14 protein-coding genes are annotated in these 17,471 nt (G+C 63.2%); 10 read left to right on the top strand and 4 right to left on the bottom strand.

Features of this window, described 5'->3' with window-relative positions:
* Positions 1 to 101: 101 nt before the first annotated feature.
* From rpoN to V6765_RS07220, 4 genes are all read right to left on the bottom strand, one after another.
* The gene (gene rpoN, locus V6765_RS07205; protein ID WP_448427440.1) at positions 102 to 1,628 is read right to left on the bottom strand and encodes an RNA polymerase factor sigma-54; all 1,527 of its coding nucleotides are present in this window, start codon (positions 1,626 to 1,628) and stop codon (positions 102 to 104) included.
* A gap of 127 nt (positions 1,629 to 1,755) precedes the next feature.
* Positions 1,756 to 2,580, bottom strand: coding sequence for an LPS export ABC transporter ATP-binding protein (lptB, locus tag V6765_RS07210; protein WP_448427441.1), 825 nt, complete (start codon positions 2,578 to 2,580; stop codon positions 1,756 to 1,758).
* A 7-nt stretch (positions 2,581 to 2,587) separates the two neighbouring features.
* On the bottom strand, positions 2,588 to 3,136 hold the full coding sequence (locus V6765_RS07215) for an LptA/OstA family protein (RefSeq protein ID WP_448427442.1): 549 nt from the start codon (positions 3,134 to 3,136) through the stop codon (positions 2,588 to 2,590).
* Between the two features lie 23 nt (positions 3,137 to 3,159).
* On the bottom strand, positions 3,160 to 3,816 hold the full coding sequence (locus V6765_RS07220) for an LPS export ABC transporter periplasmic protein LptC (RefSeq protein ID WP_448427443.1): 657 nt from the start codon (positions 3,814 to 3,816) through the stop codon (positions 3,160 to 3,162).
* A gap of 383 nt (positions 3,817 to 4,199) precedes the next feature.
* Between V6765_RS07220 and V6765_RS07225 the strand changes: the two genes are divergently transcribed.
* From V6765_RS07225 to trpS, 10 genes are all read left to right on the top strand, one after another.
* Positions 4,200 to 4,496, top strand: coding sequence for an integration host factor subunit beta (locus V6765_RS07225; protein ID WP_230720625.1), 297 nt, complete (start codon positions 4,200 to 4,202; stop codon positions 4,494 to 4,496).
* A gap of 29 nt (positions 4,497 to 4,525) precedes the next feature.
* A complete protein-coding gene (locus V6765_RS07230; protein WP_448427444.1) occupies positions 4,526 to 4,873 on the top strand; it encodes a LapA family protein in 348 nt (115 codons plus the stop codon).
* 86 nt (positions 4,874 to 4,959) lie between these two features.
* Positions 4,960 to 6,063: a class I SAM-dependent methyltransferase gene (locus V6765_RS07235; RefSeq protein WP_448427445.1), complete on the top strand. Its 1,104-nt coding sequence runs from the start codon at positions 4,960 to 4,962 to the stop codon at positions 6,061 to 6,063.
* On the top strand, positions 6,060 to 6,917 hold the full coding sequence (locus V6765_RS07240) for a TrmH family RNA methyltransferase (RefSeq protein WP_448427446.1): 858 nt from the start codon (positions 6,060 to 6,062) through the stop codon (positions 6,915 to 6,917). The genes V6765_RS07235 and V6765_RS07240 overlap by 4 nt, the downstream gene beginning before the upstream one ends.
* Positions 6,914 to 7,402, top strand: a complete 489-nt coding sequence (gene lspA / locus V6765_RS07245; RefSeq protein WP_448427447.1) for a signal peptidase II — start codon at positions 6,914 to 6,916, stop codon at positions 7,400 to 7,402. The genes V6765_RS07240 and lspA overlap by 4 nt, the downstream gene beginning before the upstream one ends.
* 289 nt (positions 7,403 to 7,691) lie before the next feature.
* Complete coding sequence (locus V6765_RS07250) at positions 7,692 to 8,555, top strand: GNAT family N-acetyltransferase (RefSeq protein ID WP_448427589.1); 864 nt, start codon at positions 7,692 to 7,694, stop codon at positions 8,553 to 8,555.
* 360 nt (positions 8,556 to 8,915) lie between these two features.
* A complete protein-coding gene (mutS, locus tag V6765_RS07255) occupies positions 8,916 to 11,648 on the top strand; it encodes a DNA mismatch repair protein MutS (RefSeq protein ID WP_448427448.1) in 2,733 nt (910 codons plus the stop codon).
* 54 nt (positions 11,649 to 11,702) lie between these two features.
* Positions 11,703 to 14,612: a [protein-PII] uridylyltransferase gene (locus V6765_RS07260; RefSeq protein ID WP_448427449.1), complete on the top strand. Its 2,910-nt coding sequence runs from the start codon at positions 11,703 to 11,705 to the stop codon at positions 14,610 to 14,612.
* Positions 14,609 to 16,174 (top strand): murein biosynthesis integral membrane protein MurJ, encoded by a 1,566-nt coding sequence (murJ, locus tag V6765_RS07265; RefSeq protein WP_448427450.1) that lies wholly within the window; start codon positions 14,609 to 14,611, stop codon positions 16,172 to 16,174. Before V6765_RS07260 ends, murJ begins: the two co-directional genes overlap by 4 nt.
* A 99-nt stretch (positions 16,175 to 16,273) precedes the next feature.
* Positions 16,274 to 17,335, top strand: coding sequence for a tryptophan--tRNA ligase (gene trpS / locus V6765_RS07270; protein WP_448427451.1), 1,062 nt, complete (start codon positions 16,274 to 16,276; stop codon positions 17,333 to 17,335).
* Positions 17,336 to 17,471: the final 136 nt, after the last annotated feature.

Here is a 17,471-nt window from a genome sequence, read left to right on the forward strand (position 1 = left end):
ACGAAACCATTCAAGTGTCGGTTCGCGCCCTTTGCGGCGGATGCTCTATCGTTCATGGACCGCGAAGTCAATGCGGGCCTTGTTTGTCCGTTCTAATCGGTTCAACCGGCCGCAACCCGCGCAAGCGCCCGCTTTTCCCGGCGGCGCTGGACGGAGGAGGGGATGTTCATCGCCTCGCGGTATTTGGCGACCGTCCGGCGGGCGAGTGTGATGCCGTCATTCTTCAGCACCGCGGCGATATCGTCGTCGGACAGCACCGCGGCCGGCGTCTCGTCGTCGATCAGCCGCTTGATCCTGTGGCGCACGGCCTCGGCGGAGTGGCTGGCCGCGTCGTCATCGGCGCCGGCGATCGAAACGGTGAAGAAATAGCGCAGTTCGAACAGCCCGCGCGGCGTGAGGATGTATTTGTTGGAGGTGACGCGGCTGACGGTCGATTCATGCATCTTGATCGCCTCGGCCACCGTCCTGAGATTGAGCGGGCGCAGATGGTCGACGCCATGCCGCAGAAAGCCGTCCTGCAGGTGCACGATCTCGCCGGCGACCTTCATGATGGTGCGGGCCCTTTGGTCGAGACTGCGGGTCAGCCAGTTGGCGTTCTGCAGGCAGGTGTTGAGAAAGGTCTGGTCCGCTTCCGACATGCCCCGCGACGCCTTGATCTCGGCCAGATAGGGGCGGTTGACCAGCACCCTTGGCAGCGTGTCGCTGTTGAGCTCGATCTGCCAGTCGCCGCCGGGCCGCGCTGTGACGATCACATCGGGCAGAACCGATTCGCAGGCATCGCTGGAAAAGGCGCTTGCGGGTTTCGGGTTCAGCCGGCGCAGCTCCGCCATCATGTCCAGCAGATCGTCGTCGTCGACGCCGCAGATGCGTCGCAGCTTCTGGAAATCCCGCCGCGCTGCCAGATCGAGATTGTCGACCAGCGCTTCCATGGCCGGGTCCAGCCGGCCGCGCTGCCTGAGCTGCTCGCGCATGCAGTCGGACAACGACCGGGCGAAGACGCCCGGCGGATCGAGCGATTTGAGCCTTTCGAGCACATGCGTCACATCATCGGTGCCGATGCCGATATTGCCCGCGATCTCGGATGGTTCTCCCCGAAAATAGCCGGCGTCATCGAGATAGTCGATCAGGTGGCGCGCGATCGCCTGGGCGCGCGCATCGCGGAAGGTCAGGGCGATCTGGTCGGTCAGATGGTCGCGCAGGCAGGGCCGGCTGGCGACGAACTCGTCGAGGTCGACATGGTCGTCGCCGCCCCCGCCGGGCATCGATTTCCACTGGCTCATCAGCTCTGGCGCGTCGGGTCGCGACGTTGGCGCATCCTCGGTGAAAGCGCTGTCGTAATTGCTGTCGAGGCTTTCCTTCAGCCGGTCGGAAGCCTGGCTGTCCTCCCGGAACCAGTCGCTTGACGGCTCCGGATTTTCGTGGGCCGGAAGCTCTGCGGCTTCGGGTCTCTCGTCCCCGTGGCCTTCTTCGCCGCCCATTTCCAGAAGCGGGTTCTTCTCCACTTCCTGCGCGATAAAGGCGGTGAGCTCCGCATGGGGCATCTGCAGAAGCTGGATCGACTGCATCAATTGCGGGGTCATGACCAGCGACTGGCTTTGTTTCAGAAACAGTTTGGCGCCAAGTGCCATGTAAACGCAAAACCCCCAAAAATGCGCAGCCGGCAGGGGCCGGCCATTTCAGGCCGGGAGATTGGCATAAAAATTGCTTGATGATCAAGGCCAAATCGTGCGCGCGGACGAGCGTCGTTCGATATCTTTAGAGGCTGAAATTGTCGCCGAGATAAAGTCTGCGCACATCGGTGTTGGCGACGATTTCCGAGGCCTTGCCGTGGGTCAGCACCTCGCCAGCGTGAATGATATAGGCGCGGTCGATCATGCCGAGCGTCTCGCGCACATTGTGATCGGTGATCAACACGCCGATGCCACGCTGTGTGAGATGTCGGATCAGTCCCTGGATATCGGAGACCGAAATCGGGTCGACGCCGGCGAAGGGTTCGTCAAGCAGCATGAAGGCCGGGTCGGTGGCCAGCGCGCGGGCGATCTCGAGCCGCCGCCGCTCGCCGCCGGAAAGCGCGACCGCTGGCGATTTCCTCAGCCGCGCGATGCCGAACTCTTCCATGAGCTGTTCGAGCTTGTCTTCGCGCTCGCGCTTGTTCAGCGGCGTGAGCTCCAGAACGGCGCGGATGTTGTTTTCCACCGTCAGGCCGCGGAAGATCGAGGCTTCCTGCGGCAGATATCCGACGCCGAGCCTTGCGCGGCGATACATCGGCAGGCCGGTAACATTGCGCCCGTGCAGCGCAATGCGGCCCTCATCCACCGGAACGAGGCCGGTGATCATATAAAAGCAGGTGGTCTTGCCGGCGCCGTTCGGGCCGAGCAGGCCAACGGCCTCGCCCTGGCGCACGACCAGCGACACGCCATTTACCACGCGGCGATTGCGGTAGGACTTGGTCAGGCCTTCGGCAATCAGCGTGCCTTCGTAGTTGACGGGCGGGCGGCCATTGTCGGTCTTCGGCTGCGCGGGGTCTGCGGCCGGGGCAGCCGGCCGCGGCGCTGCGGATTTTGCCTTGTTCACATGCACCCCCGGATCAGTTGCCGGGCCGCGATTGCGGGTTGAGGCGGATCTGGACGCGCTTGCCGCAGGCGTCAAGCTTGGCCTGGCTGGTCGCCATATTGACCGTTAGCTTGCAGCCGACAAAGACATTGCCGTTTTCCTTGAGCACGACTTCCTTGCCTTCCAGCACGAATTGCTGACTCGGCATGTCGAAATGGCCGGTATCGCCGGTCGCCGACTGGGTGTCGGTGTCGAGGCGAACCCCGCCGGTGAGATCGATCCGGTCGATATCGCCCTGGCCCGAGGCAATGCCGGTGGAGCCGCCTTCGTAACGCACCGTCATCTTGGCGGCGCGCACTGTGTTGACGCCCTGCACGGCAACGACATTGCCGGAAAAGGTGATGAGTTTGGTCGCATCATCGACCTCGAATTCATCGGCATCGATATCGATCGGCTGGTCGCCGGCGAGCTGGAAACCGGTGGTCTCGGTGGCCTGAGCAAAAGCCGTGTCGGCCGGCAGGCTGGCAAAACAGAGCGAGGCGATTGCGATCGCCGCCGGTGCCATGCCGGTTCTGAATTTCAAGATGCCCAAATCCATCGATAACCTCACTGATTGCCCTGACCGAGAGCAGACGGAGAAAGTGTAACATGAACACCGCCCCCGAACCGAATTTTCTGTCCGTTATCGGTGATATTTATGTTTCGGGCAACCACCGAGGCCTGCGGCGCGGTCACCGTGACGGGGTCGTCGCTCTGGAGCGTGCCGCCCTGGATGTCGATCGCGGCGGAATTGAACTCCGCATGCATGCCGTTCGAAAGCTTGATGGTGAAGGGCTCGTCGATATTGAGATACTCGGTCGCCCTGTTGTAAAGCGTGCGCGCCGCATCGACAACCGCCGTCACCGAATCCTCGACCGGCACCTGCGCCGTCACGTTTTCCAGAAGCACGGTGCTGTCATCGGGATTGGCGGCGGGCAGAAGCGCCCGGTCGGCCTTCAGCGAATAGGGTATGCCGTCGCGATTGCGGCCCGTTATGCCGGGGTTGGTCATGACGATCATCCCGTCTTCAATCGTGGCGGAGCCAAGCGAGACGTTGTCAGGCACTAGCGACTGCACGAAGGCCATGGCGATCAGCGCGATGGCGATCGCGAAGGCGGCGATCGGCAGCAAGATCTTCAACCGCCGCACGGTGCGCGTATGCTTTGCCGCCCTGCGGAAAGCCTGGTCGATCGATGCCCGGTCTGTTGCCTCGGAAACTGTCATGCCGTGTCGTTTCGGTGTCCATTGCGTGCGCGCACTCGAAGCCCCACGGTTATTATGTTTCGCGGTCGAGAACAAGCTGACCATCTAGGCATTGGCGGGGCCGCAATCAAGCAGCAAGCCGGTGCCTTGTGGCATCGCGGCGACATCCCGCCAGCAAGATGCGCCTGCTTGCCAAATCGCGTCATCTTGTGTCTTCGGCCACTTGAACTCGGTGACGCGTATAACGTAAACAGGTCGAGTTTGCGGCTTTCTCAGCCACAACGGATTTATAAAGGCGATGGGGCGGGGCGAAATCGTCCCGGGGCGGATCGGACTTGTTGACGGGCCATGGTCTGTGGGGCAGACTAATTGGCAATGAAAATCATGGATTTGAGGGGTCGAATGTGATCAAGTCGGAACTGGTTCAGATTGTTGCGGCGCGTAATCCGCATCTCTATCACCGCGATGTCGAGAACATCGTGAACGCCATTCTCGATGAAATCGCCGATGCGCTGGCCGCGGGCAACCGGGTCGAACTGCGCGGTTTCGGCGCGTTTTCGGTCAAGAACCGGCCTTCGCGCTCGGGCCGGAACCCGCGCACCGGCGATGCCGTGTTCGTTGAAGAGAAGTGGGTGCCGTTCTTCAAGACCGGCAAGGAGTTGCGCGAACGCCTCAATCCGGACCAGAAAAACGGCAATTGACGGCGGAAATTAAGAACAGGGCGCGCATCATGACCAAAAAACTGATCAACATTCTCATTCTGGTGCCGATCGGGGTCGTGCTTATCGTGCTTTGCGTGGCCAACCGCCAGTCGGTGACCATGGCGCTCAACCCCTTCAATGCCGCAGATCAGGTGCTCTCCGTCTCCGCGCCGTTCTTCGTCTATATCTTCATCGCCTTCATCCTGGGCCTCGTTTTCGGGTCGCTGGCCACATGGTTTTCGCAGCGCAAGCACCGCAAGACCGCGAAGGCCAAGAAGCGCGAGGCCGCGCAGTGGCGCGCCGAGGCCGACCGCCAGAAGACCCAGCCCGCGGAATTGCCGCAGACCCGTCCGCTCGACCGGCTGCCCTCGGCTTAAATCAGCGGCAGCCGACAAGACTTGCCATTTTCCCGGCAGGGCTGATAAACCGCGAGCTTTCGACCAATCCGGGATAACGGCCTCTCATGACGCCTCCGAAACAGGACAAGACACGCCGCAAGCCCGGCAGGAGCGAGCGTCGCAATGCGCCTTCGTCCAAGCCGCAGCGCGGCCAGGCCCCGCGCCGCCGCGACGAGGCCCGCGAACCGGCCGAGCGCAAGAGAAGTCAGCCGGAGCCGCAATGGGTTGCGATGAAGCCCGGCGAGCGGCCGGCGGAGCGCGTTCCCCATATTCTCGAATCGGTTTCGGCCGATGGCTTTCACCTGATCGACAGCGGCCACGGGCTGAAGCTCGAGCAATACGGCGACTACCGCATCGTGCGCCCCGAGGCGCAGGCGCTGTGGCCGCCGCTTCTGGACGAGAAGGTCTGGGCGAATGCCGATGCGGTGTTTACCGGCGATACCGATGAGGAGGGCATGGGCCGCTGGCAGTTCCCCAAGGCGGCACTGGGCGAGACCTGGCCGCTTCGGATCATGGATATCGATTTTCTCGGCCGCTTCACCGCCTTTCGCCATGTCGGCGTGTTTCCCGAACAGATCGCCCACTGGCAGTGGATGCGCGATGTGCTGGAGACTGCCGGACAGCGCGGGGGCGCAAAGCCGAAAGTGTTGAACCTCTTCGGCTATACCGGAGTCGCCTCACTAGTGGCCGCGGCCGCCGGCGCCGAGGTGACCCATGTCGATGCCTCGAAGAAGGCGATCGGTTGGGCGCGCGAGAATCAGGCGCTGTCGGGCCTCAACGACAAGCCGATCCGCTGGATCTGCGACGACGCGATGAAATTCATCGAGCGCGAGGAGCGGCGCGGCAACCACTACGACATCGTCCTCACCGACCCGCCGAAATTCGGCCGCGGCCCCAATGGCGAGGTCTGGCAGTTGTTCGAGCACCTTCCGAAAATGCTCGATCTCTGCCGCGCGATCCTGAAGCCCGATGCACTGGGTCTGGTGCTGACGGCCTATTCGATCCGCGCCAGCTTCCACTCGGTCCACGAACTGATGATGGAGACCATGCGCGGCTTCGGCGGCGTGGTCGAATCGGGCGAACTCGTCATCCGCGAGGGCGGGCTTTCCGGAACCGAGCCGGGCAGGGCGCTCTCCACATCCCTTTATGCGCGGTGGTTGCCACAATGAGCTTCGAGAAGGAACGCGCGCCGCGCGTCGGCACGGTCAAGGAGGTCACCAGCCTCTCCAACCCGATCATCAAGGATATCAGGGCGCTCAGCCAAAAGAAGCACCGCGAGGAAAGCGGCACCTTTCTGGCCGAGGGGCTGAAGCTGATCATCGATGCGCTGGAACTCGGCTGGACGATCCGCACGCTGATCTACGCCAAGGCTGCCAAGGGCAAGGCCCCGGTGGAAAAGGCCGCCGCCAAGACGGTCGCCTCCGGCGGGCTGGTGCTCGAAGTCTCCGAAAAGGTGCTTGGAGCAATCACGCGCCGCGACAATCCGCAGATGGTGGCCGGCGTCTTCGAAAGTCACTACAGGCCGCTTGCCGAGATCGCGCCGCAGAAGAACGAGACCTATATCGCGCTCGACCGGGTGCGCGATCCGGGCAATCTCGGCACCATCATCCGCACGGCGGATGCCGCCGGCGCATCCGGCATCATCCTGGTCGGCGAGACCACCGATCCGTTTTCGCTGGAAACGGTGCGGGCGACGATGGGATCGGTATTCGCGCTGCCGGTCTCGCGCGCCGAGCCGAAGGCCTTCCTCGACTGGGCGAGGAAAAGCGGCGCGGAAATCGTCGCGACCCATCTTGCCGGCTCCGTCGATTACCGCACCATCGATTATGCCAAGAAGCCGATCGTGCTGCTGATGGGCAATGAGCAGCAGGGCCTGCCGCCTGACCTTGCCGAGGGCGCGGACAGGCTCGCGCGCATCCCGCAGCAGGGCCGGGCCGATTCGCTCAATCTGGCCGTCGCCACCGCGGTGATGCTCTATGAAGCCCGCCGCCATCTTCTGTCGCTTGAGGAGCCCGGCCGATGAAGTTTTCGCTTTCCCGCCCGGGCCCCGCCGTCCTGTTCATCGTGATCGCCGTTCTCATCGACGCGGTGATCAAATACGCGGTCGAGGTCTATCTGCCGCTGCACCGAACCTATGACGTGCTGCCTTTTCTCGGCCTGTTCAAGACCTACAATCCGGGGATCGCGTTCTCGCTGCTCTCCGACACCAATGGCTGGGCGCTGGTGGCGATGCGGCTGGTGATCGTGGCGGTTGTGATCTATCTCTGGCGTCGCACCGCGCCGGGGCAGGTGTTCGCGCTTATCGGCTTCGCGCTGGTGGTCTCAGGCGCGCTCGGCAATATTCTCGATCATTTCATCTATGGGCACGTCGTCGACTATATCCGCTTCCATGTCGGCGACTGGACGTTTCCGATCTTCAATCTCGCCGACAGCTACATCACCGTCGGCGCGGTGATGATCTTCATCCAGGAGTTCCTGCTAAACGGATCGGGCAAGGACAGGGCCTGAGGGTCAGCGGCGGGTATATTAGCAGAAAACCTTGCCATTCAATGAGTTGAAAGGCCCTCTGGCCTGACACCGTTATTGGCGTTTCGTCAAAAGCGGCTGGACCTCGCCACCGCCATGTATTACAGTTTCTTCCAGTCGGGCGGTTGCCCGGATAGCACGGAAACGGCGCGGGGAGGCGTTGAGCCAGACCTTCTCCCGCCCTCAGAATACGGGATGCGGCTGTCACGAACCTGTCGCAGTAAAGTGCTTTATGACACCCAAGACAAATGATCCGGAACGTGCGATGACGATGGAAGTCCTTGATCTTCTGCAACCATCGGTCCCAGCAGACGCTTCGATCGCGGTGGCCGGTAACAACGTGCTTGGCCGCATCGGCAGTCTGGAGACCCGGATTGCCGAGACCGCCGCGGAGATCGATGCCGCTCAATCCATACGTTACCGCGTTTTCGTGGAAGAGATGCAGGCCCGCCTGCCGGAAGAGGCGATGCGCGCCAAGCGCGATTTCGACCGCTGGGACGATATCTGCGACCATCTTCTGGTCGTCGACCACAAGATCGAGGGCGTGCCCGAAGACCAGATCGTCGGCACCTACCGCCTGCTGCGCCACGAAGTGGCGATGGAGCATGGCGGGTTTTACTCCGATTCCGAATTCCAGACCGCCGACCTCGTCGCCCGCCATCCCGAAGTCCGCTTCATGGAGCTTGGCCGCTCCTGCGTGCTGCCCGATTACCGCAGCAAGCGCACGGTGGAACTGCTCTGGCAGGGCAACTGGGCCTATGCGCTGAAGCATGATATCGGCGTGATGTTCGGTTGCGCCTCCTTCCATGGCACCGATCCCGCTGACCACGCCATGGCGCTGTCCTTCCTGCATCACAACGCCCGCGCCACCGGCGACTGGGCGGTTGCCGCCCGGCCTGAACTCGCCGTCGACATGAACCTGCTGCCGGCGGAAGAGGCCTCCGGTCGTCGCGCGCTCACCGGCCTGCCGCCGCTGATCAAGGGCTATCTGCGTCTCGGCGCGATGGTGGGCGATGGCGCGGTCATCGATCACGCCTTCAACACCACCGACGTGCTGATCGTGCTTCCCATCAGTTCGATCTCGGACCGCTACCTGAACTACTACGGCGCCGACGCCGGTCGGTTCGCAAGCTGATCAGACTTCGGGCGTAAACCGCATAGCCCCCCAACAATCTCCCCCCTTGAGGGGGAGATGTCGCGAAAGCGACAGAGAGGGGTATGGGCATAAGCCGCAAGCGCTGTGCTCTCGGATAGGTTTCACCCCTCTCTGCCCCTGTCGGGGCATCTCTCCCTCAAGGGGAGAGATTGTGGGCTGCCAAGCCCCGGCGGCAATATGCCCCGTAAAATCGGCTGAACTTCCAGCAGGAACGCATCGGACCGCCTGCGATCACCCCCACCATCACGTTTTGCCCAGCTTTCTTGCCGCCGACACTTTCGAGCCGCAAGAAATCGTGACAGATGAAGAGGGCAATTCCCTTCATTTCGAGCGTGCGCCGTGGCAGACGATAATCGTATTCCGACCGAAGAACTGATCTCCGAGGAAAGCCGGGCATCGGCAACGCCGATGATGGAGCAGTATATCGAGATCAAGGCCGCAAACCCCGATCTGCTGCTGTTCTACCGGATGGGCGATTTCTACGAGTTGTTCTTCGACGATGCCGTCGAGGCGGCCCGCGCATTGTCGATCACGCTCACCAAGCGGGGCCAGCATCTTGGCCGCGATATTCCGATGTGCGGCGTGCCGGTTCATGCCGCCGACGACTATCTGCAGAAGCTCATCGGCCTCGGCTTCCGGGTCGCCGTTTGCGAGCAGACCGAGGACCCGGCCGAGGCCAAGAAGCGCGGCTCGAAATCCGTGGTCCGGCGCGACGTCACGCGGCTGGTGACGGCCGGCACGATCACCGAGGACAAGCTGCTCGCGCCCGGCGAAAGCAACTACCTGATGGCGCTGTCGCGAGTGAAGGGCGGCGAGGGGGAGAGCAATTACGGCCTTGCTTGGATCGATATCTCCACCGGCGTCTTCCGCGTCTGCGCCTCCTCAGAAGGTAGGCTCGCCGCCGACATCATGCGCGTGGAGCCGCGCGAACTTGTCGTCGCCGACACCGTGTTTGCCGATGAGAAGCTGCGCCCGATCTTCGACCTTCTGGGCCGCGCGGTCTCGCCGCAGCCGGCCGTGCTGTTTGACGGCGCGACCGCGCAGGACCGTCTTGGCCGGTTCTTCGGCGTTGCCACGCTCGATGGCTTCGGACGGTTCTCTCGGCCGGAGCTTTCCGCCGCTGCCGCGGCCGTCGCCTATGTCGAAAAGACCCAGATCAACGAACGCCCGCCGATCGGCATTCCCGAGCAGGACGGCGCGTCCGGCGCGATGTTCATCGACCCCGCCACCCGCTCCAATCTCGAACTGGTGCGCACCATGGCCGGCGGGCGCGACGGCTCGCTCCTGAAGGCGATCGACCGCACGGTGACGAGCGGCGGCGCGCGCCTTCTCTGCGAACGGCTGATGTCGCCGCTGACGGACGTCGACACCATCCATGCGCGGCTCGATTCGGTCGGTTTCTTTCTTGCCGACGTGGCGCGCTCGGATGCCGTGCGCGACCATCTGAAGCAGTTGCCCGACATGCCGCGCGCGCTGTCGCGGCTTGCGCTCGATCGCGGCGGCCCGCGCGATCTCGGCGCGATCCAGCGCGGTTTCACGGTTGCCCGCGCGATCGCCGATGTGTTATCCGGGGCTGAATTGCCGGCCGAACTTTCCGCAGCGCTGGCATCGCTTGAGGCGCTGCCGCATGACCTTGAGCAGCAGCTTGCCGCAACCCTTGACGAGGAGCTGCCGCTCCTCAAGCGCGATGGCGGTTTCGTGCGCGAAGGCGCGGACAACGCGCTCGACGAGGCGCGGGGGCTGCGCGACAAGTCCCGCCGGATCATCGCCGGGCTGCAGGCGCAATATGCCGAGGAAACCGGCGTCAAGGCGCTGAAGATCAAGCACAATAACGTGCTCGGCTATTTCATCGAGGTCACCGCCGGCAATGCCCGCGCGCTGACCGAGGGCGATGCGGCCAAGGCGAAGTTCATCCACCGCCAGACCATGGCGAACGCGATGCGCTTCACCACCGCCGAGCTCGCCGATCTGGAAAGCCGGATCGCCAATGCGGCCGGCGAGGCGCTGGCGATCGAGCTGGAAGCCTTCGAAACGCTCCGCCGCAATGTCGTGGCGGCTGCCGAAAGCCTGAAGCAGGGCGCGCATGCGCTCGCGATCCTCGATGTCTCGGCAGCCCTTGCCGTGCTCGCCGAGGCGGAGGCCTATTGCAGGCCGCAGGTCGACGGCACCACCGCCTTCGAGATCGAGGGCGGACGGCATCCCGTCGTCGAGCAGGCGTTGCGCAAGCAATCGGCAGGGCCGTTTGTCGCCAATGATTGCACGCTGTCGCCGGTTACGGGCGATAACGGCTGCCTCTGGCTGCTCACAGGTCCCAATATGGGCGGTAAATCGACCTTCCTGCGCCAGAACGCGTTGATCGCCATCCTCGCCCAGATCGGTGCCTATGTGCCGGCGGAAAAGGCCCATATCGGCATTGTCGACCGGCTGTTTTCGCGCGTCGGCGCCTCCGACGATCTGGCGCGCGGGCGCTCGACCTTCATGGTCGAGATGGTCGAGACGGCGGCGATCCTCAATCAGGCGGGCCCGCGCTCGCTGGTGATTCTCGACGAAATCGGGCGCGGCACGGCGACCTTCGACGGGCTGTCGATCGCCTGGGCGGCGGTCGAGCATCTCCACGACGTCAATTGCTGCCGGGGCCTGTTCGCGACTCATTTCCACGAACTGACCGCGCTTTCGGAAAAGCTTTCGCGCCTTGTGAACGCGACGATGCGGGTCAAGGAGTGGAAGGGCGACGTGGTTTTTCTGCACGAGGTCGGGCCGGGCGCGGCTGACCGCTCCTACGGTATTCAGGTCGCACGGCTCGCCGGCCTGCCCGCCGCTGTGGTCAAGCGGGCGAAGAACGTGCTGACGCGGCTGGAGGACGCCGACCGCAAGAACCCGGCCGCGAGCCTGATCGACGACCTGCCGCTGTTCCAGTCCGCCATGCGCGCGCCCGAGCCCGCGCCGAAAGCCTCCGAGGTCGAAGCCATGCTCGCCGATATCCGGCCCGACGACATGACCCCGCGCGAGGCGCTGGAAACGCTCTACGCGCTGAAGCGGAAAATGCAGGATGCCGTTTCCATTGATGAGTGATTTGCTTTAAGAAACCTGCGGCGGCGCAAGAACCGCCGATGAAAAGGCAGGTCTATGCAGACAAAACGGGCAGAGCAGCGCGAGCGCGCGGCGCAGAACACTGTTAAGAGCGCGCCGCCACAAGCCGATTCCTATGCCATGACGGAGGTGTTCGAACCTTCGGCGCTTCGCAATGAACTGCGCGCGATCGCGCGCAAGAATGACGGCAATCCGGATGCCGCGCGCCAGGCGATACTGGCGCGCCTCAAGGAGGTCAACGCCACCGGTCGCGCCCGCGCCTATGAATTGCTGAAAGCCGATGGCGGCGGGCTGGAATGCGCGCGGCGCATCTCCTGGCTCGAGGACCAGATGCTGATCGCGCTGCATGATCTGGTCACCCGCACGATCTTTCCCGATACCCGCAAGGAATTCGCGATCACCGCCGTCGGCGGCTATGGCCGCGACACGCTGGCGCCCGGCTCCGATATCGACCTTCTGTTCCTGATCGAGGAAACCGACCGGGCCGATACGCTGAAGGCGATCGAATATATTCTCTACATGCTCTGGGACATGGGCCAGAAGGTCGGCCATGCGACCCGCAGCGTGACGGAGTGCATCAAGCTTTCCAAGGCGGACATGACCATCCGCACCTCGATCCTGGAAATGCGCTACATTATCGGGCGCAAGGCGCTGGCCAACACGCTGGAGCGGCGCTTCGACAAGGAAGTGGTCGCCGATACCGGTCCGGATTTCATAGCCGCAAAGCTCGCCGAACGCGATCAGCGCCATCAGAAATCCTTCGATACCCGCTATCTCGTGGTCCCCAACGTCAAGGAGGGCAAGGGCGGGTTGCGCGACCTCAACACGCTGTTCTGGATCGCCAAATACTACTACCGGGTGCGCGATACCGCACAGCTTGTGGAGCTCGGCGTTCTGTCTCGCCAGGAACTGAAACTGTTCCTGCGCGCCGAGGACTTCCTGTGGACGGTGCGCTGCCACCTCCATTTCCTGACCGGCAAGGCCGAGGAGCGGCTGACATTCGACGTGCAGGCCGAAATCGCCGCCGCTCTCGACTATCAGGACCGGCCCGGACTTTCGGCAGTCGAACGGTTCATGAAGCACTATTTCCTGGTGGCCAAGGACGTCGGCGATCTCACCCGCATCTTCTGCTCCGATCTCGAGGAACAGCAGGCCAAGGCCTCACCGACGATCGGGCAGGTGGTCTGGTCGAAGCTCTACAAGCGGCAGCGCAAGATAGCGGGCTCGCTCGAATTCGTCTCCGACAGCGGCAGGATCGCGCTTGCCGAGCCGGACGTGTTCAAGAAGGACCCGGTCGCCATCATCCGCTTCTTCTATGTCGCGGTGATCAACGACCTCGAATTCCATCCGGACGCCTTGAAGGTGGTGACGCGCTCACTGTCCCTGATCAATGCCGAGCTCAGGGAAAACGAGGAGGCCAACCGGCTGTTCCTGTCGATCCTGACCTCGCGCAACGATCCGGCGCTCTATCTGAGGCGTATGAACGAGGCCGGCGTGCTCGGCCGCTTCATCCCCGAATTCGGCCGGATCGTGTCGATGATGCAGTTCAACATGTATCACCATTTCACGGTCGACGAGCATCTGATCCGTGCGGTCGCCGTGCTGTCGGAGATCGACAATTCGGGCGGGCACTCCGAGCTTCACCCGCTGGCCGCAAGGCTTATCCAGTCGGTCCAGGACCGGACGGTGCTCTATGTCGCGGTGCTGCTGCACGATATCGCCAAGGGCCGCAAGGAAGATCACTCGATCGCCGGCGCTCGCGTCGCGCGCAAGCTCTGCCCGCGCTTCGGCATGACGGCGAAGCAGACCGAACTTGTCGCCTGGCTTATCGAATATCATCTGCTGATGTCGATGACCTCGCAGACCCGCGATCTCAACGACCGCAAGACGGTTGTCGATTTCGTCGACAAGGTCCAGTCGCTCGACCAGCTCAATCTGCTGCTGATCCTGACCGTCTGCGATATCCGCGCCGTCGGGCCGGATGTGTGGAACGGCTGGAAGGGGCAGTTGCTGCGCACGCTCTATTACGAAACCGAGATCCTGCTTTCCGGCGGCTTCTCGGCCGTTTCCCGCAAGGCGAGGACCGAGCGCGCCGTCGAGCTGCTGGAGGATTCGCTCAACGGCTGGGAAGATGCCGAGCGGCGCAAATACGCCAATCTGCAATATCAGAACTATCTTCTCTCGGTGCCGCTGGAAGATCAGGTGCGCCATGCGCGGTTTATCCGCGAGGCTGACAAGTCGCGGCAATTGTTCTCCACCATGGTGCGCACCAATGCGTTCCACGATATCACCGAGCTCACGCTTCTGGCGCCGGACCATCCGCGTCTGCTGTCGATCATCGCCGGCGCCTGTGCCGCGACCGGGGCGAACATCGCCGATGCCCAGATCTTCACCACCACGGATGGCCGCGCGCTCGACACCATCCTTCTGAACCGCGCCTTCGATGATGACGCCGATGAGCTGCGGCGCGCCAACACGATCGGCAAGCTGATCGAGGACCTGCTGTCCGGCCGCAAGCACCTCAACCAGTTGATTGCCGCGCGCCAGCGCGAGCGCCGCTCGGTGCGGCCGTTCTCGGTGCCGACCCATGTGTCGGTGTCGAACAAGCTCTCCAATATCTTCACCGTCATCGAGATCGAATGCCTTGACCGCACCGGCCTGCTTGCCGATGTGACGCAGACGCTGTCGGAGCTTTCGCTCGATATCCAGACGGCGCGGATCACCACCTTCGGCGAGAAGGTGATCGACAGTTTCTACGTGACCGATCTCGTCGGCGCCAAGATCACCAGCGAGAGCCGGCAGGCGGCGATCGTCGAGCGGATGAAGGCGGTGCTCGAAGAGAAGGGCGACGATTACCGCAGGGGCATGCCGCCCGGCATGCTGCTGCCGGCCGAAAACGGCACGCGCGCGCGCCGCGTCGAGGCAAAGGACGGGCGCGAAAAATGAGCCTCGTCGGCAAGTTCGCCACCGTCGGCGGCGCCACATTCGCAAGCCGTCTGTTCGGGTTCGCGCGCGAAACCATGATGGCGGCAGCGCTTGGTAACGGCCCGATGGCCGACGTGTTCTACGCCGCCTTCCGCTTTCCCAACCTGTTTCGCCGGCTGTTTGCCGAAGGCGCGTTCAACGCCGCCTTCGTGCCGCTGTTTTCCAAGGAGATCGAGGAAAGCGGGGTCGAGGGCGCCAAGCGCTTCGCCGAGCAGGTTCTGGGCGTTCTGTTCACGGCGCTGTTCCTGATCACCGTGGTGATGGAACTGGCGATGCCGCTCCTTGTGCGCTTCATCATCGCGCCCGGCTTTGCCGATGATGCCGACAAGTTCGAGATGACGGTGCGGCTGTCCTCGGTGATGTTTCCCTATCTGATCTGCATGTCGCTGATGGCGATGATGAGCGGCATGCTGAATTCGCTGCACCGCTATTTCGCCGCCGCGATCGCGCCGGTGTTTCTCAATATCGTGCTGATCGCGGTGCTGGGCTATGGCGTCTGGGTCAAGGCCGATCCGCAGATGATGGCAGAATATCTTGCCTGGGGCGTGCTTGGCGCGGGCATCATCCAGCTCGCCGTCGTGTGGTTTGACGTCAGGCGCGCGGGCATGCGCTTCACCTTGCGCATGCCGAAGATAACGCCGAAGATCCGGCGGCTCGTCGCGCTCGCCGTGCCGGCGGCGGTGACCGGCGGCGTCATCCAGATCAACCAGTTGATCGGCCAGGCGGTGGCCTCCGGCAAGGACGGCGCGATCTCGGCGCTGCAATATGCCGACCGGCTCTATCAGTTGCCCCTCGGCGTCGTCGGCGTGGCGGGCGGCGTGGTGCTGCTGCCGGAATTGTCGCGGGCGCTGAAGGGCGGTAATTTCAAGGAAGCCGGGCACATCCAGAACCGCACCATCGAATTCGTGCTGTTCCTCACCGTCCCGGCGGCGTTCGGCCTGATGATGATCTCGACCGAGATCACGCGGGTGCTTTATGAGCGCGGCGCGTTCACGCCCGAGACCACGACGCTGGTGGCGGCGATCATGACGGTCTACGCCTTCGGCCTACCGGCCTTCGCGCTCACCAAGGCGCTGCAGCCAGCCTTCTATGCCCGCGAGAACACCAAGCTGCCGATGCGCTTCACCATGATCGCGGTCGCTATCAATTCCGTTCTCGCCATCTCGCTGTTTCCGATCCTCGCCGAACGCGGCATCGCGCTTGCCGAGGTGGTCTCGGGCTGGACCAATGTGGTTCTGCTGGCGACCACGCTTGTGATCTCAGGTCATCTGAAGTTCGACAGCCTGCTGATGCGCCGCATACCGCTGATCGTCCTGAGCGGCGCGGCGATGGCGGCGGCGGTGAAATTCACGGCGGTGAAGCTTTCGGCCTGGTTTGCGCCGGGGGCGCATTTCACGCAGCAGCTTGGCGGGGTGCTGATCCTGATCGCGATCGCCACGGTGGTCTATTTCGGCCTGGTGCTCGCTACCGGCGGTGTCAACCGGGCGCTGATCATGAAGCTCGTCCGCCGCCGCCGCGGATAGGACCGCTTCTCAGTTTGACGCGCCGCGCGCCGCGGTGCATAAGCGCTGCCAGCAAAACCCGACCAACCGGGCCTTCCACCCGTCCGAAAGAGAACTGACATGAGTGAATTCAAGCCGCAAATCTTCTCCGGCGTCCAGCCGACCGGCAATCTGCATCTCGGCAATTATCTGGGCGCGCTCAGAAAATTCGTGGCGCTTCAGGACAAGATGGACTGCATCTATTGCGTGGTCGACATGCATTCGATCACCGCGCAGCTTGTGCATGACGACCTGAAGGGGCAGACGCGCGCGATCACAGCCGCCTATCTCGCCGCCGGCATCGATCCGAAAAAGCACATCGTCTTCAACCAGTCGGCGGTGCCGCAGCATGCCGAACTGGCCTGGATCTTCAATTGCGTCGCCCGCATCGGCTGGATGAACCGGATGACCCAGTTCAAGGACAAGGCCGGCAAGGACCGCGAAAACGCCTCGCTCGGCCTGCTTGCCTATCCGAGCCTGATGGCGGCGGACATTCTTGTCTACCGCGCCACCCATGTGCCGGTCGGCGACGACCAGAAGCAGCATCTGGAACTGACGCGCGATATCGCGATGAAATTTAATCTCGATTTCGAGAAGAAAATCCGCGCGACCGGGACGGGCGTCGACATCACCGTTGGCGACCAGCCGGTGCACGCCTTCTTCCCGATGGTGGAGCCGTTGATCGAAGGCCCCGCGCCCCGGGTGATGAGCCTGAAGGACGGCACCAAGAAGATGTCGAAATCGGACCCGTCCGACCTGTCGCGCATCAACCTCACCGACGATGCCGAGACCGTGGCGCGGAAGATCCGCAAGGCCAAGACCGATCCGGATGCGCTGCCGAGCGAGGTCGAGGGCCTGAAGGGACGGCCGGAAGCCGACAATCTCGTCGGGATTTTCGCCGCGCTTTCGGACCGCACCAAGGCCGATGTGCTTGCAGAATTCGGCGGCCAGCAGTTCTCGCAGTTCAAGCCGGCGCTGGCCGATCTCGCCGTTACCGTGCTTGCGCCGATCACCGCCGAGATGCGGCGTCTCGATGCCGATCCGGGCCATATCGATGCCGTCCTGAAGGATGGCGGCGAGCGGGCAGGGGCCATCGCGCAGAAGACCATGAAGGACGTTCACGAGATCGTCGGTCTGCTCTGACAGGTCGCCGGCGCTTGATTTTCTGCGATCTATGATATGATGTCTGCTTGGCCGCCGGCATGGGCCGGCCCGGTCTGCCGCATTTTGCAGCCGGGCGGAAACGCCCGACCTCCGCCGGAATGCGGCGAAAGCGACG

It is taken from the genome of Martelella sp. FOR1707, from assembly GCF_053484265.1.